Raw genomic sequence first — 21,517 nt, 5'->3', positions numbered from 1 at the left:
CACTATGTGACGAACGACACGAGCAGGGTGGGACGCATGACGGAGCAGAAGGTGCGCTGGGGCATTCTGGCGACCGGGGGAATCGCCGCGAGGTTCACCGCGGACCTGGCGGACGTGCCGGACGCGGAGGTCGTGGCGGTGGCGTCGCGGTCGGCGGAGACGGCGAAGGCGTTCGCCGAGCGGTTCGGGATACCGCGGGCGTACGGCGACTGGGAGTCGCTGGCGCTCGACGAGGAGGTCGACGTCGTCTACGTCGCCACTCCGCACACGGCGCACCGCGCGGCGGCCGGACTGATGCTGGAGTCCGGGCGGAACGTGCTGTGCGAGAAGCCGTTCACGCTGAATGTGCGGGAGGCGGAGGAGTTGGTCGCGCTGGCGCGGGGCGGCGGGCGCTTCCTGATGGAGGCCATGTGGACGTACTGCCATCCGATGGTGCGACGGCTGAAGGCACTGGTCGAGGACGGCGCGATCGGCGAGGTGCGCCACGTGCAGGCGGACTTCGGCCTCTCGGGCCCGTTCCCGGCGTCGCACCGGCTGCGGGACCCGGCGCTGGGCGGGGGCGCCCTGCTGGACCTGGGCGTGTACCCGGTGTCATTCGCGCAGTTGCTGCTCGGGGAGCCGTCGGACGTCACGGCGCGGGCGATGCTCTCGGAGGAGGGTGTCGACCTCCAGACGGGGGCACTGCTCTCGTGGGAGAGCGGCGCTCTCGCTTCGGTGCACTGCTCCATCGTGGGCGGTACGGCGACCTACGCCTCGATCACCGGTTCGCGGGGCCGCATCGACATTCCGTCCGGCTTCTTCTTCCCGGAGCGGTTCGTGCTGCACCGGGACGGCCGTGACCCGGAGGAGTTCACGGCCGACCCGGCCGACGGCCCCCGCGACAGCTTCCGGCACGAGGCCGCCGAGGTGATGCGGGCCCTGCGGGCCGGCGAGACCGAGTCCCCGCTGGTCCCGCTCGACGGCACCCTCGCCGTGATGCGGACCCTCGACGCGATCCGGGACCGCGTCGGCGTCCGCTACCCCGGCGAGACCCGCTGAGCGGGCGGCGCACTCGGTTCGCACAAACGGATTTTGAACGTCCGCACCATTGCGGCCGGTAGCGGAGTTGTGCTCAACTCTCCTACACCAAAGCTTCACACTTGGAATGAGCGCCTTCCGTGGGCCATGTCCAGGGGGGAGGCGGCGGTCGTTCCACGCCACCGGGTTGGGGGTGGACCCGCGCGGGAGCGCGGGTGCGCACCGGTGGGTGGAACGGCCGCCGCACACCATGACCGGGCCCGCTACCGGGCGGCGAGGATCCGCTCGGCCTCGGCCAGTTGCGCGCCGGTGAGCGCGCCCTTCTCCAGCGCCCCCGCGTTCTCCTCCGCCTGGGCGACCGACCGGAAACCGGGGATCGGCACCGTGCGCGGGCTGCGTGCCCACAGCCAGGCGAGCGCGCCCTGGGCGAGGGTGCGGCCGTCGCTGGTGAGGACGTCCCGCAGCGCGTCGACCCGCGCCAGCCACTCGGGGTCCGCGCCGGACCCGGCACCGAAACCCCGCAGCCAGGCGGGCGGCCGGCTGCGGATGTCCCCGGCCTCCAGCGTCCGCCGGCCGGAGTGCTTCCCGGTGAGCAGGCCCATGGCGAGCGGACTGCGGTTGACGGAGGCGAGGTCCGCCTCCTCGCACAGCCGGAGCATCTCGGGCGCGTCCGTGAGGACGTTGAGCGCGTGCTGTACGGCGGTGCAGTGCGGCCCCTTCGCGAACACGGCGGCGCGGTCCGGGTCGTCGGTGCTCCATCCGTAGGCCCGGATCAGCCCCTGCGCCACCAGTTCCTCGCAGGCGTCCCGCAGCCGGGCGGCCCGCTCGGGGTCGGCGTCGGCGAGGTGGAGCTGGTACAGGTCGACGTGGTCGGTGCCGAGGCGGCGCAGCGAGTCGGTCAGGGCCCGGCGCAGGTGTTCCGGGGAGTCGTCGCCGCCGGTGAGGGTGCGGGAATCCGGGTCGAAGACGTTGCCCCACTTGGTGGCGACGACGACCTCGTCCCGGCGCCGTCCGAGGGCCCGTCCGAGGACGTACTCGCTGTGCCCCGTCCCGTAGACGTCGGCCGTGTCGAAGAAGGTGACGCCCAGGTCGAGCGCGCGCCGGATCGCCCGCGTCGACTCCTCGTCGTCGACCCTGCCCCATCCCAGGGGTTGTCCGGTGGCGTCCTGCCACTCACCGCCGATCGCCCAGCAGCCGAACCCGACGGCGCTGACCTCGATACCGCTGCGTCCCAGTGTCCGTGTGGTCTCCATGCCGCGGAACGCTAGGAGTTGGAGCGCGCGCGAAGTCAAGCCGCCGGTTCGACGGCGGGGCCTGTCAGTGGCGTGTGCCAGGCTCGGCGCCCATGAACGACCACCTGCCTCCGTCCCCGCCCCCTTCCCCGGCCGCCGGCCTCTGGGACTCCGTCGAGGAGTTGTGCGGCTGGCTGGACGCCAGCCGTCCGGCCGACGGCCGGGAGGGCCTGCTGCTGCGGATCATCAAACTGTCCGAGGAGGTCGGCGAGGTCGCCGAGGCGGTGATCGGCGCGACCGGCCAGAACCCGCGCAAGGGCACCACGCACACCTGGGACGACGTCCAGGCGGAGCTGTGCGACGTCGCCCTCACGGCGCTGATCGCCCTGCGCACCCTCACCCCCGACGCCCGCGAGGTCTTCACCGGCCACCTGGAGCGGGTGAGGCGACGCTCGCTCGGCGACTGAAGCGGACACCTGGACCGGCCTGGACACCCTCGGGCCGCCGGCCTCTTCGCCCGGCCGGCGGCCCGACCGGGACCGGGATCGGGGTGAACGGAAGAGAGGCCCGAACCTCAGCGCCTGCGTCCGGGCCATGCCGCCGATACCCGGCAACGGCCGAAGGTTCACCCGAAGGGAATCGACGAACGGGGCCGACCGGCTCAGTGACCGCGCCGCACCACGCACCGCGACCTAGCGTGAGGCTTTGTCACAGTATGCGTTCACCTCGGGAGGCGACACATGCGGCACATACGCCGCCGCGGTCTGGCTCTGCCCCTCATCAGCGGCCTGGCGGCCGTCTCGATGCTGTTGGCCACGAGTCAGGCGGCGGCCACGGAGGACCCGGCCCAGCGGCACCGGCCGGCCGGGCACGCGAAGGACCGGACGACGCGCCACGAGACCCACACCGTGGCGAGCGGGAACACCCTGTGGGAGATCGCCGCCGACCACTACGGCGACGGAACGAAATGGTGGGTCCTCTTCGGGGCCAACGCCAAGGCGATCGAGCAGGCCGCACAGGACCACGGGCGCGACGGCAGCGGCATCGGCCACTGGATCTTCCCCGAGACCGAGCTGGCCGTCCCGGACCCCGCCGTGATGAGGGCCGGCGAGAAGGCCGTCCGTGCGGCCCTGGACCGCGTCCTGGCCCGGCATCCGCAGCTGCTCGGCGGTTCGCTCTGCCCCGAGGCGGAGGCACCCGAGGACATCGGTGACTGCTTCCTCGGACTGCTCGACCGAGTACCCCTGCTACTGGAACACCTCGACTTCCCGGAGGGGGTCTCCAGCAGTGAGCTCCCCGAACTCCTTGAACTCCTTGAACTTCCTGAACTCCCCGAGCTCTCCGAGCTCTCCGAGCTACTGGAGCTCCTCGAACCGCTCGTCACCTGCGTCATGGAGGAAGAGGACCCGATCACCTGCCTGACGGAGGCGATGGCGGACCTGCCCGCCCAGGGGTGACGGACTTCGTCGGGTCGCCTCCGACGAGGTGACCCGACGACCGGACACCGCCCCGGGCGGGCCCGTGGCCGTTCAGCCGTCGTGGCCGGTGACGTCGCGCAGGGCGTGCAGGAGCAGGGGCAGGGAGTTGCGGAACTCCCTCACCCAGTAGGGCGGGTCGTGCGTGCCCGCGTAGAAGTGGGTCGTCACCGGGGTTCCGACGGACTCCAGGCGTGCGGCCAGGACGCGGGACTCGCGCTCCATGATCGCCTCGGTGGGCGATACGACGTCGTCGGGGAACGGGTCGGACGGGTCCTCAAGGCCGGGGACCTCTGGGTCGGGCTGCGTGCCCGGCGGGTCGAGCACGCCCGCCCTGCCGTCGCCGCTGGAGAGGTAGACGGGGGTGTCGCGCAGCCGGTCGGCCAGGTGGTACGGGTCGTGGGCCTCCCAGTTCAGGCGCTGGGCGACCGGGTCTCCCCACAGCGCCTTCCAGTCCAGGCCCAGGGCGGTCATCCCGGCCCGGACCGCGTGCGGATGCTGCAGGGGGTGCACGTAACCGCTGTAGCTCGCCACCGCCCGGAACAGCCCGGGGTGGCGGCCCGCGTAGGAGAGCCCGCCGAATCCGCCCTGCGACTCGCCCGCGGCCACGCGACGGGTGCCGGCGCCGTAGTGGCGTTCCAGGAGGGGGCGCACCTCCCGGAGGTGGAAGGTCTCCACGGCGGGCGGGCCGCCCCGGCCGTCGTTGTACCAGTCGCTGTAGAAGCCGAACAGCGGCATCTCGGGCATCACCACGAGCACGTCCCGGAGTTCGGACAGCTCCTGGAGGCGGGCGGCGTAGTCCTCCGTCCAGGCCTTGTAGTTGCCGTCGCCGCCGACCAGGAGGTAGAGCACCGGCCAGCTCCGGTCCGGCCGCCGGTCCTCCCAGCCGTCCGGGGTCAGCAGCCGGACCTTCGCGGTGCGCCCCAGGGCGGGCGAGTCGACCGTGAGGTCGACCAGGCGCTCGCCCACGTCCTCCTCGGCGACGACCCGGGCGCCGTGGCCCGGCGCCGGGGTGCTCCCGCCGGCGTACGCCACGGGGCCCTCCGCGGGCAGCAGGAAACCCGCGATCACCAGGGGAAGCAGCAGTCGCAGCCGCAGCCGCGCAGGGTGCCAGGACATCCGGCCTCCGTCACGTTGGGGACGTCAGCATTTTCACCCATTCGAACCGTATGCGCACGGACAGTGATCCCGTAGTGGCCGGTACAGATCCCGCCGCGGGTCCCCGGACGTGGCGGAGCCCGGGAGTCGTATCCAGCTCCCGGGCCCCTGGGGATGCCACCCAATTGCGCACGCCGGCGGCGTTTAAGAGGACGGATCAGTCATCATGCCGTCGTGTTCTTCCTTTGAACTACCGCGCCAGGCAAGAGGCGCAGGCGAGAGTCGAACTCGCATCCGACGGCGTTCGTCCGTCCCCGGTCGATCCGGCGATCGGCGGCGATGCTGAGACTGGAGCGAGAGTCTGAGATTGACCGCGGCCGCCGTTTCGGCGGGCCGCTTCTTCAGGCTGAACTTCAGTGTCAGCTTGCGCTCCTGACGCGAACCGGTCCTCAATTCCGGCCCGCGTCGTCGCGCACCCCCGCGCTCGCACGCGGGGGCGATCATGACGGCCACCGTGTCCGGCGTCAGCCGAACAGGTAGCCGAACACCGCGTCCCCGACCCGCCGGTCGGTGACCTCGGCGCCGTTGGCCTCCTCACGGGCGAACTTCACGGCCTGCTGGAGCTTCTCCACCCGCTCCACCAGCTCGTTCACCCGCCGCGCGGGAAGCGCCCCGGAGAACTTCACCGTGGTCCAGTACCCGATGGGCACATCCTCGTAGTACACCTCGACCTGCGCCGGGTGCTTCTCGGTCGCCTCCGCCTTGACGTGGTTGCGCGGGACCTTCTTCGTACGGATCGTGCGCACCGGGTCGGTCTTCCACCAGTCCGTGGACGGGTCGTGGGACCAGGACTCGGCGGCGTCGAGGGTGGGCAGCTTCTTGACGAAGGTGTGCAGGTCGGCGAGCTGCTTCTCCAGGAAGAGCAGGTAGCTGACGGGCACGTCGGCGACGATCGTCCGTCCGTCGACGGTGACGTCCGCGCGGGCCGTGCAGTTCGCCCAGTCCTTCGTCGCGGTCACGTCGAACAGCCGCGTCAGCGAGGCGGCCATCTCCCGCAGCACGTCCTCGCCCTGCACCTGCACCCGCGTCGATTCGGGCGGCAACTGCTCGCCCTCCTCGTCCTTCGGCTGGTACGTGCGCGAGATACCGGCCAGCAGCGCCGGCTTCTGCACCTTGGCGTGCGCGGCGTTGATGTCCTGGAGCGACTTGCTCTTGACACCCTTCTCGACCGCGATGATCTGGTTCAACTTCGCCATGTCAGGCCCCCCTTCGAACAGGCAGGAACGTATCCCACCGGCTCGAACGTCCGCACTCCCTTTTTGTCGCCGTGCCGCCCCGGACATGCCTGTGCCCTGTGACTCCCCTCGGAGCCACAGGACACAGCCGCAAAGCGACGACTCAGCCGATCCGGTCGGCGGCGAACCCGATGAACGCGGCCCACGCCTCCGAACGGACCGACATGCCCGGGCGGTTGGTGTCCTTCGAGTCCCGCACGTGCACGGTGTGCGGGCAGGTGGCCACCTCCAGGCACTCACCGCCGGCTCCGCCGCTGTAACTGCTCTTGAACCAGTCGAGCTGGACGGTCTCTTCGACGCTCATAGTTCTCCCAGCGACTTCTCGATAAAGGCCAAGGACTCACGCGGAGTGAGAGCTTGCGCTCGGATCATCCCATAACGCGACACGATGCCGCGGACCTCTGCTCGCTCCGACACGATTGTGCTCCGTCCCTGCGCCTCCAGATAAGCCACTTGCTCATCACCGTCTCTGTGCAGCACGGTGAACGGTCCGTCCACGCCAGCGTTGTCCTCTCGGTCCAGCGGCATGACCTGGATCTCTACGTTGCGGTACGCGCCGACGAGCAGTACTTGCTCCAGTTGCCCACGCATGACGGAGCTCCCTCCCAACGGCCGCCGTAGCACCGCCTCGTCGACAACGAAGCTCACCAGCGGAGCAGGCCTCCGAGCGAAGATCTCCTGCCGGGCCAGTCGCGCAGCGATGCGCTGCTGGACGGCCTCCTCGTCCAACAATGGGCGCCACATCTCGAACACAGCCCGCATGTATTCCTCGGTCTGCAGCAGTCCAGGCACCGCATGGGTCCCGTAGACCCATAGCTCAACGGCCTCCGCCTCCAACCGCGCCGCGTCGCGGAAGAACGCCGGATACTGCGCCCGAGCGACCTCTTCCTTCATCTCCTTCAACAGCCCACCCGCATCGAGCAGTTCGTCGACCGCGTCGATGAACCTCGGCGGAGGGATCCGCCGCCCCTGCTCGTAGGCCGCGATGGTGGACGGCGAGTACCCCGTCCGGGCCCCGACCTCCGGCCGCTCCAGCCCCGCCCGGATCCGGCACAGCTTCATCTGCCGCCCGAACACCCGCAGGATCCCCGTCCCCGGCTCCGGGAAAATCGTCTCGGACCCTCCCTGCCCGGCCGTCGTCTCCCCCGGCTCACTCACCAGATCGCTCATCGCCCGCTCACCTCCGGTCGGCCTCTCACCTGGCGTCAACGCTAGAGCTCGGTCACCGGGGGAACCGGTGAACGACCACGGTTCACCAGATCGAGTGCCCGGCCCCCGGCCACGTGATGGTCTGCCCCCCGCGGGTCACGCGGATCTCGAACTCTTCGAGGCCGGGGGCTCCGTCCTCGCGCCAGCGGGTGACCCGCTCCTCCACGTCGTCCCAGAGCCGGGCCGGTCCGCCCTGCCGGACCAGCCACTGCCCGGAATCCTCGTGGAGCACGGCCCACGCGCCGGTGTCCACGTCGAGAAGCACGCGCTCGGTCCGGCCGTCGCGGTCCAGACTGATGCGCTGGGCACGGGGGGCCGCGAGTTGGGCGACGAAGCGTGTGTTCCAGTCGTCCAGGACGTCGATCGCGAGACGCGCGGGGCGCTCGTGCCCGCTGTCGAGGTCCGGGAGCTTGCCCAGCGGGGGCGGGAGTTGGGGGCGGGCGAGCATGAACGAGATCTGGCCGCCGAGGAACCGCCCACGGGCGGTGCCGCCCTCGCCGACGGTGAGACGGGCGAGCTCGGAGGAGTACAGCCAGCCGCACAGGGTGGCGAGGATGACGCCACCGGGCCGGGTCTGCCGGACCCAGGCGTACGGCAGGTCGATCACACCGCAGGTCGCGACGGTGCGGTCGTAGGGGGCGGCCTCCTCGTGACCGGCGAGGCCGTCACCGACGACCAGTTCGGGGAAGAAGCCGCAGGCGCCGAGTGCCAGGCCGGTGGACGCGGACACGTCCCGGTCGACCTCCACGGAGGTCACGCGGTCCTCGCCGAGCCGGTGGCACAGCAGCCCCGTGGAGTATCCGGAGCCGATCTCCTGCACCCGGCTCCCGTCCTCCGCCGAGAGGTCTTCGAGCATCCGCACCACGAGGGAGGGCATGGTGCGCGAAGACGTCGGTGCGCGCATGATCTCGCCGCGGACATCGCGCGGCACGACGGTGCCGGCGATCTGGGTCACCAGGGAGTCGTCGTCGTAGCAGCGCTCCAGCCACCGCGGATCGTCCGGCAGGACCGGCCGCCATGCGGTCGGGGCGGACCCTTCCACCGGCTCGAAGAACCCGCCGCGCAGGAACTCGTGCCGGGGGACCGTCTCGACCGCCTCCCGCCAGGGCGCGGTGCGCAGGTGTCCACCGGCGACGAGGCGTTCGGCGAGCCGAAGGCGCAGGGCCTGGTCATCGGTCACGTCGTCCTCCTTTCCAGTAGGTCGGCCATGGCCGCGACCATGGGCAGGCCCGTTTCCGGTTCCAGCCACGCCCACTGCCCGGACGGGTTGCACTCCAGGAACCACCATCGCCCCTCGCGTCCGATGGCGAAATCGAAGCAGCCGAAGACCAGTCCGAAGCGCGCGAGGTAGCGGAGCATCGCGGTGGTCAGGCCGGGCGGGGGCTGTACGGGGGTGTAGGTGAGCCGGCCGTAGTCGGTGCGCCAGTCCAGCAGGCCCGAGTCGATCCGGACGCCGAACACCTGGTCCCCGATGACGGTCACCCGTGCGTCCGCGACCTTGTCGACGCGTTGCTGGAACAGGTGGGCCGTTCCGGAGACCGCGTCGTCGATCTCGTCGGCCGCCACTTCGGCCACCTTCACCGTGCACGAGACCCCGTCCGCGTTCCGGTACAGGGGCGCGGACAGCGGCTTGTAGATCACCGGGCCGTGGGTCCTGATGAAGGAACGGGCCGCGGCGGGGTCGGACGTGAGGAGTGTCGGCGGGAGCAGGAAGCCGGCGACAGCCGCGGCGGCCAGGCCGGAGGGCTTGAACTCGGCGTCGCCGATGCGGTGCGGATGGTTCACGTACAGACAGCCCGGCAGGGACGCCAGGACGCCTCCGAGGCCGTAACGGGCCTGGGTGACGGCGAATCGGGCTGTCTGCTCGTCCAGATGCGGAAAGGCGAAGCCGGAGGGGCGGCGGTAGTACAGCGATCGCACTCGTTCCAGCTCAGTGGTGCGCGAGGGCGTGGAGAGGGTGCCGTTGACGCCCTCGCTGGTGATGGTGGCCGCGAACGACAAGGTGGCGGGGAAGTCCCCGGAGTCGAACCGCGCGACCGGGACACCCCGGCCGTGCAGCTCGTCGATCACCAGGTCGGTCGTGGGGTCGTCCAGGTTGGTGACGACCAGAACCGGGCCGGTGTGTGTCACTGGTCGTTGTCGTTCCCGGTGTCCTGGTCCCCGCCTCCGCTGCCGCCGGGGCCGGAACCGTCGGAGGAGTTACCGGTGTTGGTGGGCGGGTTCGTGCCGGTACTGGTGCCGTGGCCCGGCATCATGACCGGCTGTCCGGCCGCGTCGAAGTAGCGGGCGGTCTGCGTCACCGGGTCCAGTTCGGTGCGGGCGTAGCCGGGGGCGAACGCCGGATAGGGGGCCATGCGCCGCAGTCCCCACGGCGCGGGAGCGAAGACGCCGGACGGCAGCGGCGTTCCCGTCGGGAGGCGGTCGGAGTGGACGAACACGGGTGACTCCTTCTTTTCGGGTTCCCTGGTGCACAGGTCGCTCCGTCCAACTCCCCGCCTCACCGAGGGGAACGGACCACCCCGCCTACACACGTCGTCCGAACGCGTACAACACCTCTGGTCGGCCTCTCACCCGACGTCGACGCCGGGCGTGTCACAGATGGGAGGTCAAGGGGACCTCCAGCTCACAGACGCCTGGAGCGAGTATCTCCGTCGCCGCCTTCGGGCCGCGGACCGTCCCTGGACGCCGAGTCCGGTCGCGGCCTCCTCCTGGTGACCGCCCTCACCGACCGCTGGGGCGTCGAGCCGTACCCGCCCGGCGGCAAGACGGTCTGGGCCGAAGTGCGTCTGCATGCCCCCGGCACGAGCACGCACAGCGGACGGACCCGACCACGACCGCCGGGCACGGTTCACTCGCTGCGCGGCCGACTGCCGAGCACAGCCTTCCCACCCTGCCGATGAGTTGAGGCCAGATGCCTCGGTGAGCCGCCACATTTCAACCGGCCCGACGCAGATCCAGGGGGCTGACAGCAACCTCGCACGCGATGGGCCGACCGCAATGGCATCCCATCTGGCAGGTAGGAGCTATCGCAAAACGTCCCGGAACCAGCAGTTTGAGTGGAAGAATCCCCTGGGACGTAACGATTCAAGGAGTTCAAAGCATGGCAACAGACGCCCACGACGGACCCGTTCCGGAAGCAGACGTACGTGGGCAGCGAGTCCTCGACCTCTTGAACAAGACGATTGACGGCCAAAACCGACTAGTGCACAAGAACATCGCCCGGGCCCGCCATCGGAACCCGGAGGCGACACCGGCACAGGTGATCCACACCCTGGAGCGGATGTACGTCAGCGCCTTGACCGGGACAGGTGCCGCAGTGGGAGGAATTGCGGCCGCGCCCGGCGTCGGCACAGGAGTCGCACTGGCACTGTCTGCAAGCCAGACTCTCTCGTCTCTTGAGCTGAGCACCCTCTTCGCGCTTTCGCTCGCCGAAGTCCACGGAGTCCCCATCGATGAGATCGAGCGCCACCAGACGATCGTCATGGGCATCATGCTCGGCGGGGCCGGTTCCACCACCATCGCCAAGATCGCCGAGCGGACGGGGCGACACTGGGGACGTCAGGTGGTCGCCAAGGTGCCCGTCGAGACGTTGCATCGGATCAACAACGTCTTGGGGAGGAACTTCGTCACGAAGTACGGGACCAAGCAGAGAATCATCGTTCTCGGTCGCGTGGTGCCGTTCGGTATCGGCGCTGTGATCGGTGGCGGCGCCAACGCCGCCCTGGCCACTCTGGCCGTGAGATCCGGTCGTCGCGCATTCGGCCCGCCCCCCACGTCTTGGCCAGGGTTGAGGTGCAACGCACCGCCATCGTCTGAGAACTCACCTGCCTACCCCCTCGGCGCACTGATGGGCGTCGGGCGCCCCGCCTCCGCCACCTCAGTCGATTACGGCAGCTCCACCGCCTGCGCCAAGCCTGACGAAGCTCTACCGACAGGGCTTGCACCTCACGAGTACGCGCCCATGCCGTGCCAGGAATGTCATTCCTCATGAGGTAACGGTTTCCGCAGGGCCGCTCGCTCCGGATCATCGGGGCTAGTCAATACGGAACGTTCTGTTCAAGATAGTCGACGAGGGGCCGGCAGAACTCCGTAACGGATACAAGAGTGATCAGCACAACCAGGGGGCGCTTGTGAGCGGCGGGAGGTTCAACCGCACGTGCTTGAAGTGCCGTAACTCCGTCACGGTCGACCAGGGCGGGCGTGTGGTCGCCCATGACAGGCCGTTGAGTCATCTCCTCTGCCATGCCTCCGGTCAACTCGCCGCACTCGTGTCGGTCGAGTGGGGGCCCGGACCTCGTCGTGGCCGGCGGATCGTGAGTGGAGGCAAGAAAGACAGGCGTGACCGACGGAAGAGGGCCGAGTACCTCAAACCTCCCGAGTGGATGCCGAATTACCAGGGTGAACACCTGCCGACCATCGGCTTGCCCGCCAATGGGTGGTTCGGTGTCTGGCTTCCGGCTCACACGATGTGGGAGCACGAGCGGAAACTTTCCAGCTGGCTCGGAAGCGATCGATCGTTCCAGTGGAACGGCCGCGAGGGATGCTGGACGGTTGCCAGCGCTCACTTCCCCCGCATAAGCCGGGAGCTGCTCCACAGATACCCGAGCGCCCTCATCGGCCGTGAGTACAACCCGTACGAAAAGTGCAACTCATCCTGCCAGAACGCCCGGGGCTTTCTGTGCACCTGCTCCTGCCGTGGCAGGAACCACGGCGGTGGGAAGTGGCGGAGCGGGTGGAGAACCCTCGGCGAATTCAGTGGTCGGCGCGCTGGAAAGCCGTGGCACTGGATGGCCGTTGCCGTTGCCGGCTGATCGCCTTCTGCGCCCGCTCGTAGAGCAAGTCTGCGCAGAGCCGAGCCTTTACGCCATGCTCCCGGCGACGGAGCTCGTTCACCGCTCCGCGCGGCCATCCGGTCGGAGCAGGGCGCGACTCCTGACCATCAGACAGCGACCACGTGCACGTCCGTCGGCGCGAGGACTTCCAGGTAGGCCTGGATGTCCCCCGGGTCGGTGGTGAAAATGACCGCGCTCCCGTGCCGGGCCGCCGCCAGGGTCACCCAGGCGTCCACCGCGTCCGGCCGCTTCTTCGCCGGCAGGGCCGCCCGCCCCAGAGCTGTGCCGACGCGCCGCCAGTCCGAGAGATCCGGACCCGTCGCACAGGCCAGGCACTCCGGACGGCCCGCCTTGGTCTCCCGCATGGGCGGCTCGGACGTACGGGCCTGAGGGACGGTGCAGTCCTTCAGGACACCGGACAGGGCGTGCACCAGCGCCGGCCGGGGACGCCACACCTGGGCGAGGACCGGTCCGAGCACCAGCGCCCGGTGCGGGGCCGTGCGCAGTCCCTCGTGGAGAGCCACCGCCTTCGCCTTGCGGTCGGTGAGCGCGATGAGCATGCCGGTGTCGTAGACCGGCACCCGTGCGCTCACGCGGCGTGGCCCGGACGGCGGCCCTGTCGGTCCCGGCCGTGGACGAGGCCCAAGGCCTCCTCGACCTCACGGCGCTCCTGCTCCGTCAGCTCCGCGGCCGGCTCCGGGGCGGTCTCGACGGGCAGCCCGTCCGCCGCTCGCTCCGCCCGGGCGATGAGCGCGTCCACCTCGGCAAACTGTTCCTCTATGGCATCGCTCTCGGCCATCTGGCGCGTCGCGGCATGCACCAGGTACGCCGAGACGTCCATGCCCGCCCGCTCCGCGTGCTGCCTGATGCGTTCGGCCTTGGCCTGCTCCAAGCTGATACTGATACGCGTCCTCGCCATGAAGGCATCGTAATACGCGTATGACGGCTGCGCGAGTGTGGTGGCCGGCGGAGACACCCTGCCGCACCCCTCTCCTCAGAGCCCTGTTCCGCACTGCTCCCGACTACCGGCATCCGCCTGGTTCCCGCCCTGATCAGCCGAGGAGTCCGGCAGCCGGATCCCGGAGCAGGCGGACGGGCTCCGGGGCGCGTGAGGCATCGTGCGCGTACAAACGACGGGTTCATGCCGGCCCCGCTCCCCGTCCACCGACCCGGTGAACAGGTCCAGCGCCCGGCGCGGGACCGTGCACAGCCCTTCATGGAGGGCCACCGCCTTCACCTCGCGGTCGGCAAGGGGCGGGCGATCGAATACCCGAAGCGGCACCGGCGGGACGTCCGCAGGGCACACCGAACCCGTCACGCCGAGCAAGTAAATGGATACTCCGTTTCTCCATACTATGATCCATTTGAGTATGTTCGGCACGAGCAAGCCAGAAGGGTGACCCATGCCAGGCTTCGCAGGCCGCATGTCCGAACCGGCCACCCTCGACCGTCACCTCCACGAGGGCACTCCCTTGATCGCGGTGTTCCGCCCCGGGTTCAGGATGGACGGCCTGACGGCGACATACGGACCCGAACAGCTGATGGAGGCCTGGGCTTCCACCGCGTGAGTTCCCTTCTGCCGCTCCGGTCACGCGGCTGGGTGGAGCCGGTCGTTCCTCCTCCGGGGCCACGGCACATCGCAGCACGACGGGTGCCTGCGCTCTGCCTCCAGGAGCATCGGGACTGCGACCGGCTGTGACAGGAGTGGCGGGGAGGACTCGGTCCCTTCGGTCCTTCCGCCGAGCGGATCGTGCGCCACCTGTCGAGCAGGGCCGTCCGGACCGGGGCGGCGAGCTGTCATTCATCGGCCCCGAGGCCGAACGGCGTCACCAGGGACGGTTTTCGGCCAATGGTCGCGCCCCGAACCGGCCGGTGCCCTGGTCACCCTGTTGTGGTTGACGGTTGATCAATAACCTTGCGTGGTACATGAAATGACGAGCGCAGGGAGCTCCATGTCCACCGCCCAGCAGGTGCCCGACATCCTCTCGCCCGAGTTCGCGGCCGACCCCTATCCCGCCTACCGGGTGATGCGGGAGACCGCGCCCCTCATCTGGCACGAGGCCACGAAGAGCTACATCGTCTCGCGTTACGAGGACGTCGAGCGCGTCTTCAAGGACAAGGCGGGCGAGTTCACCACCGACAACTACGCCTGGCAGCTCGAGCCCGTGCACGGGAAGACGATCCTCCAGCTCAGCGGGCGGGAGCACGCCGTGCGGCGGGCCCTGGTCGCGCCCGCCTTCCGGGGCAGCGACCTGGAGCGGAAGTTCCTGCCGGTCATCGAGCGCAACTCGCGCGAGCTGATCGACGGCTTCCGGCACACCGGCTCCGCCGACCTGGTCGCCGACTACGCCACCCGCTTCCCGGTCAACGTCATCGCCGACATGCTGGGCCTGGACAAGGCCGACCACCCCCGCTTCCACCGCTGGTACACGGCCGTCATCGCCTTCCTCGGGAACCTGTCGGGCGACCCCGCGGTGACGGCGGCCGGCGAGCGGACCCGGTTGGAGTTCGCCGAGTACATGCTGCCGATCATCCGGGAGCGCCGGGAGAATCCGGGCGACGACCTGCTGTCCGTGCTGTGCGCCGCCGAGGTCGACGGGGTGCGGATGAGCGACGAGGACGTCAAGGCGTTCTGCAGCCTGCTGCTCGCCGCCGGTGGCGAGACCACCGACAAGGCCATCGCCGGCATCTTCGCCAACCTGCTGCGCCACCCCGACCAGCTCGCCGCCGTCCGCGCGGACCGCTCGCTGATCCCGCGGGCCTTCGCCGAGACCCTGCGGTTCACCCCGCCCGTCCACATGATCATGCGGCAGTCGGCGACGGAGGTGGAGCTCAGCGGCGGCACCGTGCCCGCGGGCGCCACCGTCACCTGTCTGATAGGCGCCGCCAACCGCGACGAGAGGCGCTACGCCGACCCCGACCGCTTCGACGTCTTCCGCGACGACCTGACCACCACGACGGCCTTCTCCGCCGCCGCCGACCACCTCGCGTTCGCGCTCGGCCGGCACTTCTGCGTCGGCGCGCTGCTGGCCAAGGCGGAGGTGGAGATCGGTGTCGGCCAGCTCCTCGACGCCATGCCGGACGTGCGTCTCGCCGACGGGTTCGAGCCGGCCGAGCAGGGCGTGTTCACGCGCGGACCGCAGAGCCTGCCGGTGCGGTTCACCCCCGTGGGCGGCTGATCCGTGGCGGCCGGTACGCGATCACCGTGAGCGGCTGATCCGTAGCGGCTCGTACGCGATCGCCTTAGGCGGCTGATCCGGACCGGCTCGTACGCGTCCACCGCCTCCGCCGGGATCCGGGCCCATGGTCATGGGCCCGGCACCCCGCGCTACCGCACCACCGGCGTGAACCGCACCGGGAGCGCCGACAGCCCCCGCATCCAGATCGACGGCCGCCAGGTCAGTTCCTCCGGGTTCACCGCCAGGACCAGGTCGGGCAGCCGCTCCAGCAGCGTCTCGACCGCCGTGCGCGCCATGACGTCCGCCAGCAGCGGGGCCGGGTACGGGCAGCGGTGCTCGCCGTTGCTGAACGACAGGTGCGCGGCGTTCTCCGCGCCCACGTGCCCCTCCGGCCAGATCTGCGGGTCGGTGTTGGCCGCGGCCAGCCCCAGCACCAGGCAGTCGCCGGCCCGGATCTGCCGGCCGCCGAGCTGGACGTCCCGTACCGCCCACCGCCCGATGAAGTTCTGCGTGGGCGTGTCCAGCCACAGCACCTCGTTGAGCGCCTCGCCGACGCTGAGCCGGCCGCCCGACACGTTCACGGCGAACCGCTCGTCCGTCAGCAGCAGCCGCAGCGTGTTGCAGATCCAGTTCGCCGTCGGCTGCTGCGCCGCCGCGATCACGGAGATCAGGTCCTGGACGACCTCCTCGTCCGTCAGACCGGCCGGGTGGGTCAGCATGCGCGAGGTGATGTCCGGGCCGGGGACGGACCGCTTCTCCTCCACCAGCCGCCGCAGCCGCTCGCCGACCCTCCCGTACGCCGCCACCGGGTCGTCGCCCTCCCCGGCGTCCAGGGAGATCCGCAGGTCGTCGACGAGCCGGCTGGTGTCCTCGCCCGAGGTGGGCATCCCGCACAGCTGCACCACGGCGCGCATCGGCAGGGCGTGCGCGTACTCGGCCATCAGCTCCGCGTGGCCGCTGCCGGCGAACCGGCCGATGAGGTCGTCGGCGATCAGCAGGCAGTCGTGGGACAGCTCGAACTGGTCGACCCCCTCCAGTGCCTCGGTGATCACCCCGGCCCGCCGCCGGTGTTCCTCGCCCTCGGTGAACAGCACCGACGGCTGGTAGCCGACGAAGGGCAGCAGCGGCCAGTCCGGCGGGATGTTCTCCCACTGGTTCCAGCGCCGCGAGTCCCGCGCGAACAGCTCGTCGTGGCCGGTCACGTACGTGAGCTCGGAGTAGCCCAGCACCAGCCAGGCCGGGATGCCGCCGTCGAGCACCACGGGCGCGACGGGACCGTGCTCCCTGCGCAGCGCGCGGTAGAGCTGCGACGGCGTCTGCTGGTACTCGAGCCCCGTCAGGGGCACCGCGCCGGCGTGGGCGGGGCACCCCGGGGGCGCCGAGGACGCCGGGGGCGCCGGGTGCGCGTGGGGGCCTCCTGGCTCGGTCACAGTGTCGCCTCCTCGGCGAGGGCCATGTCGTGGAGGTGGTTCACCAGGGTGATCAGCACGTCCTTGCCGGACTGCCTGACCCGTGCGTCGCAGTCGACCATCGGCACGTGGGCGGGCAGGGCGAGCGCCTGGCGGATCTCGTCCAGGGAGTAGCGGTCGGTGTCGCCGTCGAACCGGTTCACGGCCACCACGAAGGGGGTGCGGTGGTGCTCCAGCCGGTCGATCGCGTACCAGGAGTCGTCCATCCGGCGCGTGTCCACGAGGACCACGGCGCCCAGCGTCCCCGAGAACAGCCGGTCCCACAGGAACCAGAAGCGCTCCTGGCCGGGCGCCCCGAACAGGTACAGCACCATGCGGTCGTTGAGGCTGATCCGCCCGAAGTCGAACGCGACCGTCGTGGTGGTCTTCGACGTCACCGCGCCGGTCTCGTCGACGCCCACGCCGGCCTGGGTCATCACCTCCTCGGTGTTGAGCGGCCGGATCTCGCTCACGGAGCGGACCAGGGTCGTCTTGCCGACGCCGAACCCGCCCACGACGACGATCTTCAGACCGGTCTCCGCGGCGTCGTTCAGCGGTGTGCGGTGGGAGGGCGGCTCAGAGGTTGCGGAGCCCATGGAGCACCTCTTGGAGTAGGGCGGAATCAGGCAGGGAGGCGACGGACGGCGCCGCGCGCGGATGGCGGGCGGTGATGCGGCCGGTGTCCAGCAGGTCACCGAGCAGGATCCGCACCACCGTGACCGGCAGCCCGAGCTCCGCGGCGATCTCGACGACGGCGACGGGGTGCCGGCACAGCTCCAGGATCCGGGCGTGCTCCGACTGCATCCCCGGCACCGGACCGCTCTCGCTGACGATGAGGGTGACCAGGTCGAAGGACTCGTCGGCGCGGCTGCGTCCGCCGGTGACGGTGTAGAGCCGGTCCGGGTCACCCGTGTCGACGGGTTTGCGCGTCACGACGTGCCGCTCCCCCTGGACTGGTTGCGCGGCTCGGCCCGCAGGTGCTCGCCGAGCTGCTCGACCAGCTCCGTCATCTGGTGGCCGATCACTCCGGGATCGGCGTCCTCCCGGGCGACGACGGCGAGGTGCGCGCCCTCGCCGGCCTCCACGATGAACAGCAGGCCGCCGTGGAACTCGGTCATCGACTGCCGGACGCCGCCGGTGCCGTCGCCGAACTCCATGGAGGCCCCCTGGGCGAGGGCCTGGATGCCGGAGCAGATCGCCGACAGCTGGTCGGCCCGGTCGAGCGTCAGGTGCTCGCTCCAGCAGAGCTTCAGGCCGTCCCGGGACAGGACCAGGGCGTGGCGTGCGCCGGGGGTCTGCTCCAAGAGGTTCTGCAGGAGCCAGGTGAGGCTGTTGTCGGTGGTCTGCATGATGGGTGATGGGACGGTGGTGTCCGGCTGACCGGTCACCGGCCCGTTCCTCCTATCTCACGAGCTCGAGCGGGAAGGGGCGCCGTCGCCCCGGACGCCGTACGGGGGAAGGGACTCGCCCCCGTACGGGAAGGGGTGGGACTACGGGGCCGCGGGCGGCTGCGACCCGGGCCGGGCATCCGGTCCGGCGGTGCCGTCCGAGGACTGCCGCGCGCGGTGGAAGGCGCCGAAGCGCGCGCCCGCGTCGCGTGCCGGGCGCCGTGTCGACGCCGTGTCGCCGGCCTGGGCGGACGCCGCCTGGCGCTGTTCGCGTTCGCGTTCCGCCTCGGCCATGGTGCGGCCGGGGGCGCGGACCGGCAGACCGTTCGGCGTGGTGCCGTCGGGCCGCCGGTGCCGTCCCGGTTCGGGCAGCTCGGGCCGTGCTGTGGCCGGGGGCAGTTCGGGCCGTGCGGCCGCGTGTCCGGCGGCCGGGGGCGGTGCCGCGGCCTCGGGGCGGGCGGTGGGTCCGGGCAGCGGGGCCGGGGCAGGGGCGGGTGCGAGCGCGGCGTGGTCGGGCGTCGCCTCGGGGCGGGGGGCCGTCTCGTGCGGGACCAGGTCGCGCTGCTGGGCGAGCAGGTCCAGCGGCAGCAGGACGACGACGCCGGTACCGCCGCGGGAGGAGGGGCGGTAGTTGACGCTGATGCCGTACTTGGCCGCGATCCGTCCCACCACGGCCAGGCCGAGGCGGGTGCCCTGCAGCGACGCGAGGTCGGTGACGCCGCCGGTCACGGCCTCCTCGGCGCGGCGCATCGCCGCGTCGGCCATCTTCAGGCCGCTGTCCTCGATGGTGACGACGATGCCGGCGCTGCGGTCCTCGACGTAGACGTGCACCTCGTCGATGGGCGGGGAGAAGTTCGCGGCGTTGTCCATCAGCTCGGCGAGCAGGTGCATCACGCCCTCGGCGGCGAAGCCGGAGACCGCGGCGCGGGTGGAGCAGTGCAGGCGGACCCGCTGGTAGGAGGCGATGCGGCCGGCGGCGCCGCGCAGGATGCTCTCCATCACGATCGGCTTGTTCCAGGCCCGGCTGGACCGGCCGCCCATGAGCAGCGCCAGCCGGTCGGTCATCAGGCCGAGCTGGGAGGTGCTGTGGTCCAGCTTCAGCAGGTCGCCGAAGACCTCCTCGCCGTGCCGTTCCTGCATCTCCCGCAGGTCGGCGAGCATCCGCACGGCCTTGGCCTGGACGCGGCTGAGCGCCTTGGCGGAGGCGGCCTGCGCCGCGGCGGCGCGCCGCTCGCTGTGGGCGAGTTCGCGGATGAACGATTCGGCCGGGACGCGCAGCGCGGGCAGCCGGGGCAGGTCGGTCTCGGCGAGCACGGTGTCGGCGGACCGGCCTTCGCGCAGCCGGGCGACCGCGGCGGGCAGCGCCTCCTTCACGAAGTGCTCGTACTCGGCGGCCGCCTGCTCCACCTCGCCCCGCATCCTGCGGTACTCGCCGTCCAGGGCGGCCGCCCGGCGCACGTCCTCCTCGACGATGGCGGCGAGGGTGTGCGTGAGTCGCCGCAGTTGCGGGTCGGACGGCGGCGGAACGCTGCCCAGCACGTCGTCCGCGCCCGCGCCCTCCCGCAGCCGCTGGGCCACGGCGGGCAGCGTCACGCCGGCCAGGTGGGACATCTCGGCCGACAGCCGGGCCGCTTCGGCCTTGAGGCGGCTGTTCTCCGACTCCCGCTCGGCGGTCGCGCCGCGGGCCCGGCGGACGAGCCGGTGGTCGACGAGGACGGTGACGGCCACGCACACCCAGCCGGCCGCCACCACGGCCAGGGCCCACGTGGTGGCGTCGGACGGCGCCAGGGCGACCGCCGCGCCGCCGGCGGCGGCGCTCGCCACCAGTACGGCCGACCGTGCGGCGAACGAGGTGCGCGGCACCCCCGCCGGCGGGTGCTGGCTGGGCGAAGCAGGCACTGGCATGGAGCGGTCCCTCGGTCGGTGAGAACAGGGGAATCAGAGGCGGCGGTACGACGCAGCCGCGGGCCGGGAAGGAGGTCAGCCGACAGGAAGGCGATCTTCCGACCCCGTGTGGCTCATATTAATCACCCTGATGTACGAGAAGACCCCTCTTGTTGCACAGTCCGTCAGCAATACGAGTTCGTCGCGAACCCATCGCCCGTACGCCCCCGCTGTGATATCCGAGATGACTCCGGCGGGACCGGCCGGAGGGCGGAAACGCGGGCAGGGGCGACACTGACGCGACGTCACATCACCTCGGTCGCATGGTTTCACCTGTCCGATCACCCGAACGAGCTAATCATTTTCAGCCAACTGTGCGAACATCAGGCCCTTCTCACGCCCGGGACGCTGTGACGACCGAGGCGCCGGAGTGAGGGAATACCGCCGATCGTGAAGGTTCCGTGACGGCCGGCCGCGGAGGGCGGCGGACGGGGCGGGCGGCGCCGACGCCGGGGCGGGCGGCCCGTCGGCGGGCGGCCCGACCCGACGACCCGAGCACCGGACGAGGGACGACCGGGGGGCAGGTCACGGCGGCGGGCCGCCTCGGATTCGCCGGTGCGACGCCGGAGGGGGTCAAGCGGGTGTCCCGTATGCCGAAGAACGCCGCGATCAGATCGGCGGTGTTCACGTCCTGGCTGGTCCTGCCGATCACTGCGGGCCCCTTGGCGGGACCGGGGATGGTATGTCCCCCTCCGTGCACCGTGTACAGCACCACCGGTGGCCGTTCCGGCTGCCGGTGGTCGGTGCGCTCGACCCATGTCCTGCCGTCGGAGCCGGCCCGTTTCGGCAGCGACACGCTGACGGGCTCGCCGGTGATGCCGTTGCGGGCCGCGAAGTAGGCCGCGGTCCGCGGCACCGACAGGCTTCGCCCGCCGCCCCTGAACAGGGTCCGCACCCACCAGCTCATCTCGCCGCCTTCATAGCGGATGATCGGGTCCTTCGTCCCGTGGATCAGCATCACCGGCATCGGGGCGGGCGGCGCGTCGGCCGGCAGGAAGTCCTCCGGCACCGGCATGGTCGCCGCGATCACCACCGCCCCCGCCACCAGCTCCGGCGTCTCGTGGGCCAGGCGCATCACCATCTGCCCGCCGTTGGAGTACCCCACCGCGAACACCCGGCGCGGATCGATGTGATGACTGTCCGTCAGTCTTCCGATCACCGATCGGGTGAAGGCGACGTCATCGATGTTCTCCTTGCGGGCCGCGAAGGAACTGTGGCGGCGCGCGTCGTTCCAGTGCCCCCGGTGACCGTCGAGGTAGACGACCACCGCCCCGCCGTCGTCCGCCGGCGCGTCGAAGACCCCACCGGGGAACTTCCGGTGCTTCGCCCCGTTCTGCCTGGAACCGTGGAACACCAGGACGAGAGCACGCGACGGCTTGCCGTCCATGGCCCCACCACGG

22 protein-coding genes are annotated in these 21,517 nt (G+C 70.9%); 6 read left to right on the top strand and 16 right to left on the bottom strand.

Annotation, left to right across the window (positions count from 1 at the left end):
- Nucleotides 1–36 precede the first annotated feature (36 nt).
- Entirely contained in the window at nucleotides 37–1,038 is a 1,002-nt protein-coding gene (locus ACH5AO_RS21020) for a Gfo/Idh/MocA family protein (protein WP_398926760.1), read from the top strand.
- A 242-nt stretch (nucleotides 1,039–1,280) separates the two neighbouring features.
- On the opposite strand, the gene ACH5AO_RS21015 is transcribed toward ACH5AO_RS21020, so the two are convergent.
- Nucleotides 1,281–2,270, bottom strand: a complete 990-nt coding sequence (locus ACH5AO_RS21015) for an aldo/keto reductase (RefSeq protein ID WP_398926758.1) — start codon at nucleotides 2,268–2,270, stop codon at nucleotides 1,281–1,283.
- 92 nt (nucleotides 2,271–2,362) lie between these two features.
- Between ACH5AO_RS21015 and ACH5AO_RS21010 the strand changes: the two genes are divergently transcribed.
- Together ACH5AO_RS21010 and ACH5AO_RS21005 are read left to right on the top strand one after the other, a co-directional pair.
- Nucleotides 2,363–2,716 carry a MazG-like family protein gene (locus ACH5AO_RS21010; protein WP_398926756.1) on the top strand — a complete coding sequence of 118 codons (354 nt, stop codon included), beginning with the start codon at nucleotides 2,363–2,365 and terminating at the stop codon, nucleotides 2,714–2,716.
- Between the two features lie 273 nt (nucleotides 2,717–2,989).
- On the top strand, nucleotides 2,990–3,706 hold the full coding sequence (locus tag ACH5AO_RS21005; protein WP_398926754.1) for a LysM peptidoglycan-binding domain-containing protein: 717 nt from the start codon (nucleotides 2,990–2,992) through the stop codon (nucleotides 3,704–3,706).
- Nucleotides 3,707–3,778: 72 nt separating this feature from the next.
- Here the strand turns inward: ACH5AO_RS21005 and ACH5AO_RS21000 are convergent, their stop codons facing one another.
- From ACH5AO_RS21000 to tgmA, 7 genes are all read right to left on the bottom strand, one after another.
- Nucleotides 3,779–4,843, bottom strand: coding sequence for an alpha/beta hydrolase (locus ACH5AO_RS21000; RefSeq protein WP_398926752.1), 1,065 nt, complete (start codon nucleotides 4,841–4,843; stop codon nucleotides 3,779–3,781).
- A 503-nt stretch (nucleotides 4,844–5,346) separates the two neighbouring features.
- Nucleotides 5,347–6,078, bottom strand: a complete 732-nt coding sequence (locus ACH5AO_RS20995; RefSeq protein ID WP_030859330.1) for a hypothetical protein — start codon at nucleotides 6,076–6,078, stop codon at nucleotides 5,347–5,349.
- Nucleotides 6,079–6,220: 142 nt separating this feature from the next.
- A complete protein-coding gene (locus ACH5AO_RS20990) occupies nucleotides 6,221–6,421 on the bottom strand; it encodes a DUF397 domain-containing protein (RefSeq protein WP_398926750.1) in 201 nt (66 codons plus the stop codon).
- Nucleotides 6,418–7,287, bottom strand: coding sequence for a helix-turn-helix domain-containing protein (locus ACH5AO_RS20985; RefSeq protein WP_398926748.1), 870 nt, complete (start codon nucleotides 7,285–7,287; stop codon nucleotides 6,418–6,420). Before ACH5AO_RS20985 ends, ACH5AO_RS20990 begins: the two co-directional genes overlap by 4 nt.
- Before the next feature lie 82 nt (nucleotides 7,288–7,369).
- Nucleotides 7,370–8,506: an ATP-grasp peptide maturase system methyltransferase gene (tgmC, locus tag ACH5AO_RS20980; protein ID WP_398926746.1), complete on the bottom strand. Its 1,137-nt coding sequence runs from the start codon at nucleotides 8,504–8,506 to the stop codon at nucleotides 7,370–7,372.
- Nucleotides 8,503–9,456, bottom strand: coding sequence for an ATP-grasp ribosomal peptide maturase (gene tgmB / locus ACH5AO_RS20975; RefSeq protein ID WP_398926744.1), 954 nt, complete (start codon nucleotides 9,454–9,456; stop codon nucleotides 8,503–8,505). The genes tgmC and tgmB overlap by 4 nt, the downstream gene beginning before the upstream one ends.
- Entirely contained in the window at nucleotides 9,453–9,764 is a 312-nt protein-coding gene (gene tgmA / locus ACH5AO_RS20970) for a putative ATP-grasp-modified RiPP (protein ID WP_398926742.1), read from the bottom strand. The genes tgmB and tgmA overlap by 4 nt, the downstream gene beginning before the upstream one ends.
- 662 nt (nucleotides 9,765–10,426) lie before the next feature.
- Here tgmA and ACH5AO_RS20965 point away from each other — a divergent pair.
- The gene (locus ACH5AO_RS20965; RefSeq protein ID WP_398926740.1) at nucleotides 10,427–11,317 is read left to right on the top strand and encodes a hypothetical protein; all 891 of its coding nucleotides are present in this window, start codon (nucleotides 10,427–10,429) and stop codon (nucleotides 11,315–11,317) included.
- A gap of 948 nt (nucleotides 11,318–12,265) precedes the next feature.
- Here ACH5AO_RS20965 and ACH5AO_RS20960 read toward each other — a convergent pair.
- Both ACH5AO_RS20960 and ACH5AO_RS20955 read right to left on the bottom strand, forming a co-directional pair.
- Nucleotides 12,266–12,751 carry a hypothetical protein gene (locus ACH5AO_RS20960; RefSeq protein WP_398926738.1) on the bottom strand — a complete coding sequence of 162 codons (486 nt, stop codon included), beginning with the start codon at nucleotides 12,749–12,751 and terminating at the stop codon, nucleotides 12,266–12,268.
- Complete coding sequence (locus ACH5AO_RS20955; RefSeq protein ID WP_398926736.1) at nucleotides 12,748–13,077, bottom strand: hypothetical protein; 330 nt, start codon at nucleotides 13,075–13,077, stop codon at nucleotides 12,748–12,750. The genes ACH5AO_RS20960 and ACH5AO_RS20955 overlap by 4 nt, the downstream gene beginning before the upstream one ends.
- A gap of 484 nt (nucleotides 13,078–13,561) precedes the next feature.
- Between ACH5AO_RS20955 and ACH5AO_RS20950 the strand changes: the two genes are divergently transcribed.
- Entirely contained in the window at nucleotides 13,562–13,726 is a 165-nt protein-coding gene (locus ACH5AO_RS20950; RefSeq protein ID WP_398926733.1) for a hypothetical protein, read from the top strand.
- 384 nt (nucleotides 13,727–14,110) lie between these two features.
- On the top strand, nucleotides 14,111–15,337 hold the full coding sequence (locus tag ACH5AO_RS20945; protein WP_398926731.1) for a cytochrome P450: 1,227 nt from the start codon (nucleotides 14,111–14,113) through the stop codon (nucleotides 15,335–15,337).
- A 149-nt stretch (nucleotides 15,338–15,486) separates the two neighbouring features.
- On the opposite strand, the gene ACH5AO_RS20940 is transcribed toward ACH5AO_RS20945, so the two are convergent.
- The 6 genes from ACH5AO_RS20940 to ACH5AO_RS20915 all read right to left on the bottom strand — a co-directional run bounded on the left by ACH5AO_RS20940 (nucleotide 15,487) and on the right by ACH5AO_RS20915 (nucleotide 21,504).
- A complete protein-coding gene (locus tag ACH5AO_RS20940) occupies nucleotides 15,487–16,767 on the bottom strand; it encodes a cytochrome P450 (RefSeq protein WP_398926729.1) in 1,281 nt (426 codons plus the stop codon).
- Nucleotides 16,764–17,381 (bottom strand): ATP/GTP-binding protein, encoded by a 618-nt coding sequence (locus tag ACH5AO_RS20935; protein WP_391789580.1) that lies wholly within the window; start codon nucleotides 17,379–17,381, stop codon nucleotides 16,764–16,766. Before ACH5AO_RS20935 ends, ACH5AO_RS20940 begins: the two co-directional genes overlap by 4 nt.
- Entirely contained in the window at nucleotides 17,362–17,718 is a 357-nt protein-coding gene (locus tag ACH5AO_RS20930; protein WP_398926727.1) for a DUF742 domain-containing protein, read from the bottom strand. The genes ACH5AO_RS20935 and ACH5AO_RS20930 overlap by 20 nt, the downstream gene beginning before the upstream one ends.
- Nucleotides 17,715–18,134, bottom strand: coding sequence for a roadblock/LC7 domain-containing protein (locus tag ACH5AO_RS20925; RefSeq protein ID WP_398926725.1), 420 nt, complete (start codon nucleotides 18,132–18,134; stop codon nucleotides 17,715–17,717). Before ACH5AO_RS20925 ends, ACH5AO_RS20930 begins: the two co-directional genes overlap by 4 nt.
- A gap of 141 nt (nucleotides 18,135–18,275) precedes the next feature.
- Entirely contained in the window at nucleotides 18,276–20,078 is a 1,803-nt protein-coding gene (locus ACH5AO_RS20920; RefSeq protein WP_398926724.1) for an ATP-binding protein, read from the bottom strand.
- Between the two features lie 373 nt (nucleotides 20,079–20,451).
- Entirely contained in the window at nucleotides 20,452–21,504 is a 1,053-nt protein-coding gene (locus ACH5AO_RS20915; protein ID WP_398926722.1) for an alpha/beta hydrolase family esterase, read from the bottom strand.
- Between the last annotated feature and the right edge of the window lie 13 nt (nucleotides 21,505–21,517).

Source organism: Streptomyces sp. NPDC018964 (genome assembly GCF_044390325.1).
Classification (GTDB): Bacteria; Actinomycetota; Actinomycetes; order Streptomycetales; family Streptomycetaceae; genus Streptomyces.
The sequence above is the reverse complement of the archived record's forward strand: the minus strand, read 5'-3'. Positions and strand labels throughout refer to the sequence as shown.

Coding starts and splice junctions, on each gene's coding strand:
- ACH5AO_RS21020 (WP_398926760.1), top strand. CDS start 37: ATGACGGAGCAGAAGGTGCGCTGGGGCATTCTGGCGACCGGGGGAATC.
- ACH5AO_RS21015 (WP_398926758.1), bottom strand. CDS start 2,270: ATGGAGACCACACGGACACTGGGACGCAGCGGTATCGAGGTCAGCGCC.
- ACH5AO_RS21010 (WP_398926756.1), top strand. CDS start 2,363: ATGAACGACCACCTGCCTCCGTCCCCGCCCCCTTCCCCGGCCGCCGGC.
- ACH5AO_RS21005 (WP_398926754.1), top strand. CDS start 2,990: ATGCGGCACATACGCCGCCGCGGTCTGGCTCTGCCCCTCATCAGCGGC.
- ACH5AO_RS21000 (WP_398926752.1), bottom strand. CDS start 4,843: ATGTCCTGGCACCCTGCGCGGCTGCGGCTGCGACTGCTGCTTCCCCTG.
- ACH5AO_RS20995 (WP_030859330.1), bottom strand. CDS start 6,078: ATGGCGAAGTTGAACCAGATCATCGCGGTCGAGAAGGGTGTCAAGAGC.
- ACH5AO_RS20990 (WP_398926750.1), bottom strand. CDS start 6,421: ATGAGCGTCGAAGAGACCGTCCAGCTCGACTGGTTCAAGAGCAGTTAC.
- ACH5AO_RS20985 (WP_398926748.1), bottom strand. CDS start 7,287: ATGAGCGATCTGGTGAGTGAGCCGGGGGAGACGACGGCCGGGCAGGGA.
- ACH5AO_RS20965 (WP_398926740.1), top strand. CDS start 10,427: ATGGCAACAGACGCCCACGACGGACCCGTTCCGGAAGCAGACGTACGT.
- ACH5AO_RS20955 (WP_398926736.1), bottom strand. CDS start 13,077: ATGGCGAGGACGCGTATCAGTATCAGCTTGGAGCAGGCCAAGGCCGAA.
- ACH5AO_RS20950 (WP_398926733.1), top strand. CDS start 13,562: ATGCCAGGCTTCGCAGGCCGCATGTCCGAACCGGCCACCCTCGACCGT.
- ACH5AO_RS20945 (WP_398926731.1), top strand. CDS start 14,111: ATGTCCACCGCCCAGCAGGTGCCCGACATCCTCTCGCCCGAGTTCGCG.
- ACH5AO_RS20935 (WP_391789580.1), bottom strand. CDS start 17,381: ATGGGCTCCGCAACCTCTGAGCCGCCCTCCCACCGCACACCGCTGAAC.
- ACH5AO_RS20925 (WP_398926725.1), bottom strand. CDS start 18,134: ATGCAGACCACCGACAACAGCCTCACCTGGCTCCTGCAGAACCTCTTG.
- ACH5AO_RS20920 (WP_398926724.1), bottom strand. CDS start 20,078: ATGCCAGTGCCTGCTTCGCCCAGCCAGCACCCGCCGGCGGGGGTGCCG.
- ACH5AO_RS20915 (WP_398926722.1), bottom strand. CDS start 21,504: ATGGACGGCAAGCCGTCGCGTGCTCTCGTCCTGGTGTTCCACGGTTCC.